The following is a 12,194-nucleotide window of genomic DNA, read 5'->3' on the forward strand; positions in this document are numbered from 1 at the left end:
CGTGCTGCTGCCGGGAACCTCGTTCCTGGAGAAGGACGGCACGTTCACCAACGCCGAGCGGCGGATCAACCGGGTCCGCCCGGTGATGGCGCCGAAGACCGGCAAGCACGAGTGGCAGATCGTCTGCGAGGTCGCGCAGGCTATGGGCTACCCGATGACGTACGAGCACCCGCGCGAGATCATGGACGAGATCGCGGTGACCACGCCGACGTTCGCCGGCGTCTCCTTCGACCTGCTGGACAAGGTCGGCTCGGTGCAGTGGCCGTGCAACGCCGCGGCCTGCGGGCCGTGATCGCCGAGCGGATGCCGGTCGGGGTCTGCTACACGACCTTCCACCACCCGGTCACCGGCGCCACCGTGGTCACCACCGAGCACTCGGACTGGGCCACGAACTGCCCCGAGTACAAGGTGACCGCGGTGCAGGTGGAGCTGGTCACCGCGCGGCAGCAGGCGGCTTCGGTACGCGCCGCGGTGCCGGTGGCGGGCGCGTGAGTCACCCGACCGTCCCGCCGGCGGTTCGCCTGGCCGGCGACATCGCCGCGCAGTTCCGGGGCGTCCCGGCCGAGGCGGGCGCGGCCGCGGTGGCCGGCCACATCCGGCAGTTCTGGGACCCGCGGCTGCGCCGGCAGCTGCTGGCGGAGGTCGCGGCCGGCACCGAGACCGACCCTCTCGTCGTCGCGGCGGCGGCCTCCTGCGCGCCTGAGAGAGTCGGGTCCCGCCGGCCGCCCCTGACGCCGGCGGCCGCCTCCTGCGCGCCTGAGGGAGTCGCGTCCGCCGTCGGTGTCAGGAGCGGCGGCGGACGAGGGGGAGGACGATGTCGTCGACGATCTCGAGGACGACCTCGTCCGCGACCGGCCGCAGGGTGAGCATCAGCTCGTTGCGGAGCAGGTCGAAGGCGAGCGTCTTGACCCGCGGGGTGAGGATGACCGGGTCGATCTCACCGCGGGCGACGGCCCGCTCGTAGACGACCTCCACCGTCGTCCGGCCGCCGATGATCTGCTCGCGCAGCTGGGCCGGCGTGGACCGGGTCTCGTCGAAGAACTCGGCCATCCGCATGCTGAACATCGCCGCGACCTCGGCCCGCTTGACCGACGCCTCGCGCAGGTAGGCGATCAAGTCCCCGCGCAGGCTGCCGGTGTCCGGTATCGCGACGGGGTTGCGCTCGCCGTAGTGCCGGACGGCGGCGACGGCCAGGTCCCACCGGTCCGGCCAGCGCCGGTAGAGCACGGGCGTGCTGGTCCGGGCCCGTTCGGCCACCGCCTCCATCGTGAACCGGCCGAACCCGGCGCTGGTCAGCTCGTCCCAGGCCGCGGTGAGCAGCGCGTCCTCCAGCGCGGCCCCGCGCCGGCGGGTCGCCGTCCGCTCGCTCATAAGACGTACTTCCGTTTCTTATTGACCTCGACCGTCCCCCGTTCTTAAGATGCGTACGCACATCTTAAACCTCGGAAGGTGGTGGCGGTATGGCTGGGACGCTGACCGGGGAGGCGCCGCGGGCGGGCGGCCCGCAGCGGCTGGACCCGGAGTTCGTCACGCTCGCGGCGGTCGTGCTCACCGGCGTCCTCGCGGTCGTGTTCGACACCACGATCGTCAGCGTGGCGCTGCGGACGCTCGCGGCCGACCTCGACGCGCCGATCGCCACGATCCAGTGGGTCACCACCGGCTACCTGCTCGCGCTCGGCATCGCCGTCCCGCTCACCGGCTGGCTGCTGGCCCGCTTCGGCGGCAAGCGGGTCTGGCTGGCCGCGCTCGCGCTGTTCCTGGCCGGCTCGGTCGCCGCCAGCCTGGCGCCGACCGCACCCGCCCTCATCGCCGCGCGAGTCGTGCAGGGCCTTGGCGGCGGCCTGATGCTGCCGGTGATGCAGACCCTGCTGGTCCGGGCGGCCGGCGGGCGCGGGCTGGGCCGGGCGACCGCGGTGATCGCGCTGCCGGCGCTGCTCGGGCCGGTGCTCGGGCCGATGCTCGGCGGGCTCATCCTCGAGCACGCCTCCTGGCGCTGGATCTTCTGGGTCAACGTCCCGTTCTGCGTCGCCGGGCTGCTGCTGGCCTGGCGGTTCATGCCCGCCGACGCCGGTGACCGGTCCCGCCGGCTGGATCTCATCGGCCTGGCGCTGCTCTCGCCCGGCGTCGCCGCGGTCCTCTACGGCCTGTCCCGGGTCGGCGTGACCGGCGGGTTCGGCGCCGCCTCCGTGCTCGTCCCGCTGGCGGCCGGGATCGCGCTGCTGGTCGCGTTCACGCTCTACGCGCTGCGGGCGCGGCGGCCGCTGCTGGACCTGCGGCTGTTCCGGGTCAGGTCGTTCAGCGCCTCGACCGGGCTGATGTTCCTGTCCGGTTTCGTCCTCTACGGCGCGCTGCTGCTGATCCCGCTCTACTTCCAGGACGTCCGCGGGCACGACGCGCTGCGGACCGGGCTGCTGCTGGCCCCGCAGGGGCTGGGCGTGCTGGCCAGCCGGGGACTGGCCGGCTCGCTGACCGACCGGATCGGGGCCCGCTGGATCGTGGTCGCCGGGCTGCTGGTGACGGCCGCGGGGACGGTCCCGTTCGCGCTGGCCGGCGCCGCCACGAGCGAGTGGGTGCTGGTCGTGGCGCTGGTCGTGCGCGGCGCCGGGCTCGGGGCGGTGACGCTGCCGATCTTCGCCACCGCGTACGAGGGGGTGGACCGGGCCCGGGTCGCGGACGCGAGCATCCTGACCCGGGCGGCCCAGCAGGTCGGCGGGTCCTTCGGCGGGGCCGTGCTCGCGGTGGTGCTGGCCGGGCGGCTGGCGGCCCACCCGGGCGCCGGGGCGTACCAGGTGACGTTCTGGTGGACGATCGGCTTCACGCTGGCCGCGGTCGTGCTCGCGTTCGGCCTGCCGTACCGGCGCCCGGCACCGTGAGCGGAGGTGCGGCGCGGCGGTGTCTGGACCGCAGCGCCCGCGGCGCCCACGGGTGGGGCGCGCAGGGAAGACGCCGCCGGGGGCGCCGGACCGGGAGCGAACCGACGACTCAGTGAGCGGAGGTGCGGCGCGGCGGTGTCTGGACCGCAGCGCCCGCCAGCGACCCGCGGCGCCCACGGGTGGGGCGCGCAGGGAAGACGCCCCCGGGGCGCCGGACCGGGAGCGAGCCAATTGGCGCGGTAGGGTCGCTGACCGCCGATCCCGGTGCCGGAGGTGGCCGTGTCGCTCGTCCAGATCGCTCAGCATGCCGACGACCTCGGCCGGTCGGCCGCGTTCTACACCGACCTCCTCGGGGCCGGTCCGACCGCCACGTACGACCCGCCGGGGCTGGTGTTCTTCGACCTCGACGGCGTCCGGCTGCTGCTGGACGCCGCCGCGCCGAGCGCGCTGCACTACTACGCGGTCGCCGACATCGACGCGACCGTCGCGCGGCTGCGGGCCGCCGGCGTCCCGGTCGAGTCCGAGCCGCACGTGATCTTCTCGCACGCGGACCCGACGCTCGGCCCGGCCGGCACCGACGAGTGGCAGGCGTTCGTCCGGGACCCGGCGGGCAACCTGGTCGGGCTGGTCGAGCTGCGCCCGGTCACCAGTCCGACGGCGGGGTGAACTGGCTCACGACGAACCCGGCCCCCTGCGGGTCGCGGAGCACCGCGGTCCGGGTCCAGGCGTCGTCGGCGGGCTTGCCGACCACGCTGCCGCCGAGCTTCTCGGCCGCGGCCACGCTCTCGTCCCGGTCGGCGACGGTGAAGGAGACCTGCCAGCGCGCGGTCCCCTCGGTCGCCGGGGACAGCCAGGCGATCGCGTCGGCGAACCCGGCCGGCGCGTTCGCCTGCCGCGTCCGGATCTCGGGGTCCACTGTGGACTCCAGGTGGTCGCCGTAGCCGGGCTGCCGCCAGAGCGCGCCCCCGCCCGTCTCGTCGGCGGGGTCGAGCTCCCAGCCGAACAGCGTGCCGTAGAAGGCCTCGGCCGCGGCCGGGTCGGTGCTGTCGAGGTGGCTGAAGTTCCAGCTGCCGGGGGCGTTGACGAGCTGGGCCCCGAGCCGCCGACGAGGCTGCCAGAGCCGGAACACCGCGCCCTGCGGGTCGGCGCAGGTCGCCCGGCGGCCGCCCGGGCCGGCGTCCTCGGGCTGGTCCACCACCGTGCCGCCCCACTCGGCCGCGCGGGTGGCGGTCGCGTCCGCGTCCGTCACGGCGACGTACGTGTTCCAGGCCGGCGGGCCCGTACCGGGTCCGATGGCGGCCACGTCCCGGCCCTCCAGGGTGGCGATGAGGTAGGTCCCCGGCGCCTCGGGCGGCATCGCGTCGGTGAAGGCCCAGCCGAACAGGCCGCCGTAGAAGGCCTGGGCCGCGTCGGTGTCGGGCTGCTCGGTGTCGATCCAGCAGGGGACACCGGCGGGATAGGTCCGCTGATCCGTCATGCCGGACGGCCTACCCATTCCGGGCGTGCTTGTCGCTCACAAGCGTACTGGAGAGGTCTCCGGTACGGTGGGGAACGTACTGGAGACCTCTCCACATAGCCCCTGGGAGCCGACGTGCGTTACGTGAAGCTGGGCAGGACCGGTCTGGACGTGTCCCCCATCGCGCTGGGCGCGATGACGTACGGGGAGCCGGATCGGGGGCACCCGGTCTGGTCGCTGGGCGAGGCGGAGAGCCGTCCGCTGATCCGCCAGGCGGTCGAGGCCGGGATCAACTTCTTCGACACCGCGAACATGTACTCGCAGGGTTCCAGCGAGGAGATCCTCGGCCGGGCCCTGGCCGAGTTCGCCGACCGCGACGACCTCGTGATCGCGACCAAGGTGCGGCACCCGATGCGTACCGGCCCGAACGGGAAGGGCCTGTCCCGCAAGGCGATCCTGACCGAGATCGACCACAGCCTGCGCCGGCTCGGCGTCGATTACGTGGACCTCTACCAGATCCACCGGCTGGACAACGGCACCCCGATCGAGGAGACGCTGCAGGCGCTGGACGACGTGGTCCGGGCGGGCAAGGCGCGCTACCTGGGCGCGTCCTCGATGCACGCGTGGGAGTTCAGCAAGGCGCTGCACCTGCAGCGGGAACACGGCTGGGCCCGGTTCGTCTCGATGCAGGACCACTACAACCTGCTCGCCCGCGAGGAGGAGCGGGAGATGTTGCCGCTGTGCGCGGACGAGGGCGTCGGCACGATCCCGTGGAGCCCGCTGGCCCGGGGCCGGCTGACCCGGCCCTGGGGCGAGGCGACCGCGCGCTCGGAGACCGACCCGTTCGCCGGGCTGATCTACACATCACCGGACAGCGACCGGGCGATCGTCGAGGCCGTCGGGAAGGTCGCCGCGGACCGGGGCGTCACCCGGGCCCAGGTCGCGCTGGCCTGGCTGCGGCACAACCCCGTCGTGGTCGCGCCGATCGTGGGCGCGTCCCAGGCGTCGCACCTGGCCGACGCGATCGCCTCGCTGGATCTCTCCCTGACCGCGGAGGAGGTTGCGGCGCTGGAGGCGTCGTACACGCCGAGGTACGACTTCCAGGGCATCTCCGAGGACGCCGAGCTCGCCCGTATCTCCGCCCGGGTCGGGATCCGCCCGGCTCAGTAGTGCTGCCGCAGGCGTGGTGGCACCGGCGTACCGGGGTCGCTGCGGGAGGCGGCCGCCCTTCGGGGCGGGCTCTACTTCGCCGCCGCCGGCGGGCTGCTGGCGGCGGTCCGGTCCGGTGGGACCGCGTTCGAGCACGTGTACGGACAGCGGTTCTTCGCCCACCCCGACGCCGACCCGACGAGGTGTTCGCGCCTCGATGTCGGACCGGGCCGAGTACGAGGCCCGGTCGGTGGTGGCCGCGTACGACATCGGTGGTCTGGCCGAGCTGGTCGACGTCGGGGGCGGCCGGACGGCATCGCCTCGCGGCACGCGGTCAGGATCCGGACCGACTCCGCGTCGCTCCGGTCGTGCAGGCTCCGGCACAGGACGTACGCGTCGCCGGGCGGGACCGCGGTGAAGAAGTCGCCCGTCTCCGCGGTCGGCCCGGCCGGCCGCGTCGAAGCGGGCGCGGGCCTGCGCGATCGCGGCCGACCGGTCCAGGAGGGTGCTTCTCACCGCGGGGTTCGCCCGCAGGATCGCGGTGAGCAGCACGCCGCCGGCCTGACGGTCACCCGGGTCCTCCACACCCCGTCACCCACCGGCCTCGGCATCGTCGAAGCGCGGTGACCAGGTCTTCAGTCTGAACTGGACAGCCCCAACTGTTCAATCTAGGCTGATCGTATGGCGGAGATCTCTGAGGGGGCGGTGCGGGTCGCGGGGGACCTGCGGGTGCTGGTGGGGCGGTTGCGGCGGCGGTTGCGGGAGGTCGCCGACGTCGGCGACCTGAGCCCGTCGCAGGTCTCCGTGCTCAGCCGGCTGGAGAAGGGCGGCGGCGCGTCGGCCAGTGACCTGGCCGCGCTGGAGCGGGTCCGGCCGCAGTCGATGGCGGCCACGCTGGCCGTGCTCGACCAGCACGGGTTGATCCGCCGCGACGCCGACCCCGGGGACGGCCGCCGGCAGCTGGTCTCGCTCACGGTCGCCGGCCGGGAACGGGTCGAGGGCACCCGCGCCGCCCGGGAGGAGTGGCTGGCCCGGGCCCTGCAGGACCGCTACACCGACGCCGAGCGGCGCATCCTGGTCGACGCGCTGGCGCTGCTCGACCGCCTGACCCAGCCGTGACCGGACCCGCGGACCGGCTGGGGAGCCGGGAGACCGGGCTCGCCGCCCGGCTGCGCCGGGACACCGGGGTCGAGGACGGGCCGCGGCGCCCGGACACCATGCCGGGGGTCGGGCTGCGGAGCCGGGACGCCGGCCCTGCGGACGGGGCGCACCGCCTAGACACCGGGCCTGCGGACGGCCCGGACGGCCCGGACCGTCCGGACCGTCCGGACACCGGGATCGCGGACGGGTTGGGGAGTCGGGACACCGGGCTCGCGGCACGGCTGCGCCGGCCGGGGGCCGGACTGATGGCGCGGGTGCGGGGATCGGGCGACGGGTTCGACCGCCGGCTGATCGCGCCGATGATCCTGGGCGCGATCCTCAACCCGATCAACTCCTCGATGATCGCGGTCTCCTTGATCCCGATCGGGATCGCGTTCGGGGCACCGCCGGCGGAGACGGCCTGGCTGGTCTCCGCGCTCTACCTCGCCACCGCGACCGGGCAGCCGGTCGTCGGCAAGCTGGTCGACGCCTACGGTCCGCGCCGGCTGTTCCTGATCGGCACCGCGCTGGCCGGGATCGCCGGCCTGCTCGGCACGCTCGCCCCGAACCTGCCCGTGCTGGTGGCCTCCCGGGTGCTGCTCGGCTTCGGCACCTGCGCCGGCTACCCGGCCGCGATGTCGCTGATCCGGCGCGAGTCCGAGCGCACCGGGATGGAGAGCCCGAGCGGCATCCTCACCCTGCTCGCCGCCTCCAGCCAGACCATCGCGGTGGTCGGGCCGACGCTCGGCGGGCTGCTCATCGGGCTGGGCGGCTGGCGGACGATCTTCGCGGTCAACATCCCGCTGTCGCTGGCCGGCATCGCGCTCGGCCTGCTGCGGCTGCCCCGGGCCACCGCGGCCGAACGGCAGAAGTCCACTGTGGACATACCGGGGATCGCGCTGTTCGCCGGGATGCTGACCGCGCTGCTGCTGTTCCTGATGGAGCTGCGGCCGGACCGCTGGTGGCTGGCGGTGCTGACGCTGGCGGCGGCGGCCGCGTTCGGGCTGCGCGAGCTGCGGGTGCCGGAGCCGTTCCTGGACCTGCGGGTGCTCGGCAGCAACGGCCCGCTGCTGGCCACGTACGGGCGGAACCTGCTCACCTTCATCGTGTCGTACGCGTTCCTCTACGGCTTCACCCAGTGGCTGGAGGACGGCCGCCGGCTGTCCCCGTCGCAGGCCGGGCTGGTGCTGTTGCCGATGTTCCTCACCGCGATCGTGGTGACCACGCTGACCGGGCGGCGCAAGGAGGTCCGGGGCAAGCTGGTGGCCGGCAGCACGGCCCAGCTCGTCGCGTGTGGACTGTTGCTGCTGCTCGGCCCGGCCAGCGGGGTCTGGCTGCTGGTGCTCATCGCGGTGATCGTCGGCATCCCGCAGGGCCTGAACAGCCTGGCCAACCAGAACGCGCTCTACCACCAGGCCGACCCGGACCGGATCGGCTCCGCGGCCGGGTTGCTGCGGACCTTCACCTACCTCGGCGCGATCGTGGCCGCGGCTGCCAACGCCGCGGTGTTCCCGCACGGCGCCGACAGCGCCGGCCTGCACCACCTCGCCGTCTTCGCGCTCGTCGTGTCGGGGCTGCTGCTGGCGGCCTCGCTGCTGGACCGCTCCCTGCGCCGGATCTGACCTCGCCTGGTAGGAAGCAGGGATGCGGGCGTGGGTGGTGCGGGAGCCGGGGCCGGTCGACGGCGGCCCGCTGGAGCTGGTCGAGCGGGACGAGCCCGAGCCGGGACCGGGCCAGGTCCGGGTCCGGGTCAGCACCTGCGGCGTCTGCCGGACCGACCTGCACCTGGCCGAGGGCGACCTGCCGCCGAAGCACCCGGCCCAGACGCCCGGCCACGAGGTCGTCGGTGTGGTCGACGCGCTCGGCCCGGGCGCGGTCCGGTTCGCAGCCGGGCAGCGGATCGGGGTGCCCTGGCTCGGCGGCACCGACGGCCGCTGCCGGTTCTGCCGCCGCGGGCAGGAGAACCTCTGCCTGGAGCCGGCGTTCACCGGCTGGGACGTCCCCGGCGGGTACGCCGAGGCCTGCCTGGTCCGGGAGGAGTACGCGTACGCGCTGCCCGACACCGTCTCCGACGAGCAGGCGGCGCCGCTGCTGTGCGCCGGCATCATCGGCTACCGGGCGCTGCGGGCGGCCGCGGTCCGGCCCGGCGGTGCCCTGGGCATCTACGGCTTCGGCGGCTCGGCCCACCTCGCGGCCCAGCTCGCGCTGCACGAGGGGATGCGGGTGCACGTGCGGACCCGGGGCGAGGCCAACCGCGCGCTCGCGCTGGAGCTCGGCGCGGACTCGGCCGGCGACTCGGCCGACCCGCTGCCCGAGCCGCTGGACGGCGCGGTCACCTTCGCCCCGGCCGGCGAGCTCGTCCCGGTCGCGCTGCGGGCGCTGGACCGCGGCGGCACGCTCGCCGTGGCCGGCATCCACCTCTCCGACGTGCCGGTGCTGAACTACGACCGGGAGCTGTTCCAGGAGCGGCGGCTGCGCAGCGTCACCGCGAACACCCGGGCCGACGGGGAGGAGTTCCTCCGGCTCGCGGCCCGGCACGGGCTCGTCTCCACCACCCACCCGTACGCGTTCGAGCGGGCCGACGACGCCCTGGCCGACCTCGCGCACGGCCGGTTCGCGGGTGCGGCCGTCCTGCACCTGCCCGGCTGACCGAACCGCCGGAATCCACCCGAACCAGGGACCCGCGGGACAGCCGCACGCTCTAGGCTGGCCGCGAACGTCCGGTCCGGGTGGAGGCGCGACGCAATGGAGCGTGTGCTGTCCCGGCGGACGCTGTTGCGGGCTGCGGGCGTGGCCGGTCTCGGCGTACCGCTGCTGGCCTCCTGCACGTCCCCGACCGCCCCGGCGAGCCCGGCCTCCCGGCGGACGGACCCGGTATCGGTGGCGATGCACCTGCACAGCTCGTTCAGCGAGGGCACCGCGAGCATGGCCGCGCACCTGGCCCAGGCCGAGCGGCTCGGCGTGGACGTGCTGTTCTGGACCGACCACGACTTCCGGATCTCGGCCCAGGGCTACCGCAGGCGGCTCGGGCTGGCCGGCTCGCAGGACGCCGAGCACGGCGTGCGCTGCGTCTGGCAGCAGCGGTACGAGGGCAATTCCGCCGGGGCGGTCACCTTCGCCGACGGCGCCGCCCAGCTGCGGGCCGCGGGCAGCGGCGCGCTCTGGTACGACGCGACCGCCTGGAACTCGACGTACAGCGCGTCGCTGGCCGACACCACGCTGGAGGTCGAGGTCCGGCCGGGGGTCGTCGGTCCGGACGGGTACCCGGCGCTGCAGATCGACCTGTCGTACCACCCGGCCAGCGGCGGCCGGCCGGCCGGGCAGTACCGGCTGACGTACCGGATCGGGGCGAGCGACCAGATCGGCTGGCGGGCCGACGGGCTGCAGGGGCAGGTCGACGTCCCGGCCCCGGCGGGCTGGTCGACGGTCAAGCTGCACCCGGTCGACGACATCGGCGGCCTCTGGCCCGACCTGATCGCCGAGGACAACTCGCTGCACCGGCTGCGGGTCGGCGTGGTCGGCACGGCCAGCCCGCAGTTCCGGCAGGTGACGATCGAGCGGGGCCGGCGGACCCGGCCGCTGGCGCTGATGCGCGACGTGATGTCCCGCTACGCCGACCGCTACCCCGACCGCCGGCAGTACGCGGCGCTCGAGGTGTCGCTGGTGCGTCACCTCAACTGGTTCGGCGGCCAGCTGGTGATGCCGAACTACGGCGAGCAGGCTCCGATCAAGGACGACTCGATCCCGGCCGCGGAGCAGATGGTCCGGCTGATCCACCGCTACGGCGGGCTGGCCTCCTACAACCACCCGCTCGGCGGCACCGCCGAGGCGACGGCCAAGCACATGGTGGAGACCAAGGCGCTCGGCGCCGACATCGTCGAGGTCGCCTACGCTGGACCGTCCACTGTGGACGCCATGCTGCACGTGCTGGACGCCTGCGCCCGCAACCTGGTCCTGATCACCGCGAACGGCGTCACCGACGACCACAGTGGCACGGACTGGTACTCCGACGCCAAGTCCAACTGGATCACCCGGCTGTGGGCCCGCTCGGACGAGCTGCCGGACCTGCAGGATGCGCTGCGCGCCGGGCGGGCCTGGGCGTACAAGCCGAACGGGTGGACCGGGGCGATGGAGATCACCGCGTCCGGCTCGCCCGGGATGGGCGGGGTCGCGGTGTCCGCGGACGCCGCGGTGCCGGTCACGGTGACCGCGACCGACCTGCCCCGGGACGGGACGCTGGAGGTGGTCACCGGCAAGGCCGACCGGGTCGCGCCGGAGCCGGCGATCGTCTCGACCCGGGCGCGCGGCGGGCGGCACTCGCTGGACCTGCCGGCGGGCAACTACGTCCGCGCGGTGGTCCGGGATGCGGACGGGCGCATCGTCGGGCTCGGCAACCCGCTCTGGGCGCTGCCCGACGCCACCGGCGTCCCGGCCGAGCGGCAGCTGCGGGCCTGAGCGCGCCCCGGGCGGCGGGCAGTGGTGCGCCTCACCGTGGTGACGCCGTCCGGGCCGGTCCCGGTGGGGGAGTATCCGAGGCGGAGTCACCGGACCGGACGGAGCTGATCGTGACCGACTGGCAGGAGCCCGGCGCGCACGAGGTCGCGGCGGGGATCTACCGCATCCCGCTGCCGCTGCCGATGGACGGCCTGCGCGCGGTCAACGTCTACGCGGTGACGCACGGCTCGTCCGTCACGATGATCGACGCCGGCTGGGCCATCGAGGAGTCCCGGGTCCAGCTGGAGCAGTCGCTGAAGCGGATCGACCTCGGGCTGGCCGACGTGGACCGGTTCCTGGTCACGCACGTGCACCGGGACCACTACACCCAGGCCGTCACCGTACGGCGGGAGTTCGGCACCCGGATCAGCCTCGGCATCGGCGAGCGCGGCTCGATCGAGGAGCTCAACGGCGACCGGCCGGAGGGCCAGGCCCAGGTCGACCTGCTGACCCGGTACGGCGCGAGCGCGATCCTGCCGGAGCTGGCCGCGAACGGCTGGGGCGGCAAGATCGATCCCACGTTCTGGGAGCCGCCGGACGACTGGCTGACCGACGGGCAGGACCTGCCGCTGGGCGACCGGGCGCTGCGGGCCGTGCACACGCCCGGGCACACCCAGGGCCACCTCGTGTTCGCCGACCTCGCGGCCGGGCTGCTGTTCGCCGGCGACCACGTGCTGCCGCACATCACCCCCTCGATCGGGTTCGAGGCCAAGGTCGGGGACTCGCCGCTGACGGACTACCTGCGCTCGCTGGCCGCCGTACGGGCCATGCCGGACCTGCGGCTGCTGCCCGCGCACGGGCCGGTCACCGAGTCCGTGCACGAGCGGGTGGACGAGCTGCTGGCCCACCACGAGGACCGGCTGGCGGCCTCGCTGGCCGCGGTGCGGGCCGGCGCGGCCACCCCGTACGAGGGCGCGCAGGCGCTGGGCTGGACCCGGCGCAACCGGTCCTTCGCCGAGCTGGACGCGGGCAACCAGATGCTCGCGGTCTGCGAGACCGCCGCGCACCTGCTCGTGCTGGTCGCCCAGGGCCGGCTGCGCCGGTCCACAGTGGACGGAGTCGAGCACTTCGCCGGCTGAGTT

12 protein-coding genes are annotated in these 12,194 nt (G+C 74.6%); 10 read left to right on the forward strand and 2 right to left on the reverse strand.

Annotation, left to right across the window (positions count from 1 at the left end; all coding sequences use genetic code 11):
- Positions 1 to 292, forward strand: a 292-nt coding sequence (locus VGP36_12665; GenBank protein HEV7655568.1) for a molybdopterin-dependent oxidoreductase, incomplete at its 5' end; no start/stop codon positions are given.
- Positions 259 to 492 carry a hypothetical protein gene (locus VGP36_12670; protein ID HEV7655569.1) on the forward strand — a complete coding sequence of 78 codons (234 nt, stop codon included), beginning with the start codon at positions 259 to 261 and terminating at the stop codon, positions 490 to 492. The genes VGP36_12665 and VGP36_12670, both read left to right, overlap by 34 nt.
- A gap of 291 nt (positions 493 to 783) precedes the next feature.
- Here VGP36_12670 and VGP36_12675 read toward each other — a convergent pair whose 3' ends face one another.
- Positions 784 to 1,371 carry a TetR/AcrR family transcriptional regulator gene (locus tag VGP36_12675; protein ID HEV7655570.1) on the reverse strand — a complete coding sequence of 196 codons (588 nt, stop codon included), beginning with the start codon at positions 1,369 to 1,371 and terminating at the stop codon, positions 784 to 786.
- A gap of 89 nt (positions 1,372 to 1,460) precedes the next feature.
- Between VGP36_12675 and VGP36_12680 the strand changes: the two genes are divergently transcribed.
- Positions 1,461 to 2,873: an MDR family MFS transporter gene (locus tag VGP36_12680; GenBank protein HEV7655571.1), complete on the forward strand. Its 1,413-nt coding sequence runs from the start codon at positions 1,461 to 1,463 to the stop codon at positions 2,871 to 2,873.
- A 273-nt stretch (positions 2,874 to 3,146) separates the two neighbouring features.
- A complete protein-coding gene (locus tag VGP36_12685; protein HEV7655572.1) occupies positions 3,147 to 3,539 on the forward strand; it encodes a VOC family protein in 393 nt (130 codons plus the stop codon).
- Here VGP36_12685 and VGP36_12690 read toward each other — a convergent pair.
- Positions 3,517 to 4,350 carry a VOC family protein gene (locus VGP36_12690; protein HEV7655573.1) on the reverse strand — a complete coding sequence of 278 codons (834 nt, stop codon included), beginning with the start codon at positions 4,348 to 4,350 and terminating at the stop codon, positions 3,517 to 3,519. The genes VGP36_12685 and VGP36_12690 overlap by 23 nt on opposite strands.
- 114 nt (positions 4,351 to 4,464) lie before the next feature.
- Here VGP36_12690 and VGP36_12695 point away from each other — a divergent pair, with 114 nt between their 5' ends.
- The 6 genes from VGP36_12695 (at position 4,465) to VGP36_12720 (ending at position 12,191) form a co-directional block, all read left to right on the forward strand.
- The gene (locus tag VGP36_12695; protein ID HEV7655574.1) at positions 4,465 to 5,499 is read left to right on the forward strand and encodes an aldo/keto reductase; all 1,035 of its coding nucleotides are present in this window, start codon (positions 4,465 to 4,467) and stop codon (positions 5,497 to 5,499) included.
- Positions 5,500 to 6,159: 660 nt separating this feature from the next.
- Complete coding sequence (locus tag VGP36_12700) at positions 6,160 to 6,597, forward strand: MarR family transcriptional regulator (protein ID HEV7655575.1); 438 nt, start codon at positions 6,160 to 6,162, stop codon at positions 6,595 to 6,597.
- Positions 6,594 to 8,240, forward strand: a complete 1,647-nt coding sequence (locus tag VGP36_12705; GenBank protein ID HEV7655576.1) for an MFS transporter — start codon at positions 6,594 to 6,596, stop codon at positions 8,238 to 8,240. Before VGP36_12700 ends, VGP36_12705 begins: the two co-directional genes overlap by 4 nt.
- A gap of 22 nt (positions 8,241 to 8,262) precedes the next feature.
- The gene (locus VGP36_12710; protein ID HEV7655577.1) at positions 8,263 to 9,267 is read left to right on the forward strand and encodes a zinc-dependent alcohol dehydrogenase family protein; all 1,005 of its coding nucleotides are present in this window, start codon (positions 8,263 to 8,265) and stop codon (positions 9,265 to 9,267) included.
- Positions 9,268 to 9,363: 96 nt separating this feature from the next.
- The gene (locus tag VGP36_12715) at positions 9,364 to 11,073 is read left to right on the forward strand and encodes a hypothetical protein (GenBank protein ID HEV7655578.1); all 1,710 of its coding nucleotides are present in this window, start codon (positions 9,364 to 9,366) and stop codon (positions 11,071 to 11,073) included.
- Positions 11,074 to 11,183: 110 nt separating this feature from the next.
- Positions 11,184 to 12,191, forward strand: a complete 1,008-nt coding sequence (locus VGP36_12720) for an MBL fold metallo-hydrolase (GenBank protein HEV7655579.1) — start codon at positions 11,184 to 11,186, stop codon at positions 12,189 to 12,191.
- Positions 12,192 to 12,194 lie beyond the last annotated feature (3 nt).

It is taken from the genome of Mycobacteriales bacterium (assembly GCA_035995165.1).
Taxonomy (GTDB): domain Bacteria; phylum Actinomycetota; class Actinomycetes; order Mycobacteriales; family CADCTP01; genus CADCTP01.

Coding starts and splice junctions, on each gene's coding strand:
- VGP36_12675 (HEV7655570.1), bottom strand. CDS start 1,371: ATGAGCGAGCGGACGGCGACCCGCCGGCGCGGGGCCGCGCTGGAGGAC.
- VGP36_12680 (HEV7655571.1), top strand. CDS start 1,461: ATGGCTGGGACGCTGACCGGGGAGGCGCCGCGGGCGGGCGGCCCGCAG.
- VGP36_12690 (HEV7655573.1), bottom strand. CDS start 4,350: ATGACGGATCAGCGGACCTATCCCGCCGGTGTCCCCTGCTGGATCGAC.
- VGP36_12700 (HEV7655575.1), top strand. CDS start 6,160: ATGGCGGAGATCTCTGAGGGGGCGGTGCGGGTCGCGGGGGACCTGCGG.
- VGP36_12710 (HEV7655577.1), top strand. CDS start 8,263: ATGCGGGCGTGGGTGGTGCGGGAGCCGGGGCCGGTCGACGGCGGCCCG.
- VGP36_12715 (HEV7655578.1), top strand. CDS start 9,364: ATGGAGCGTGTGCTGTCCCGGCGGACGCTGTTGCGGGCTGCGGGCGTG.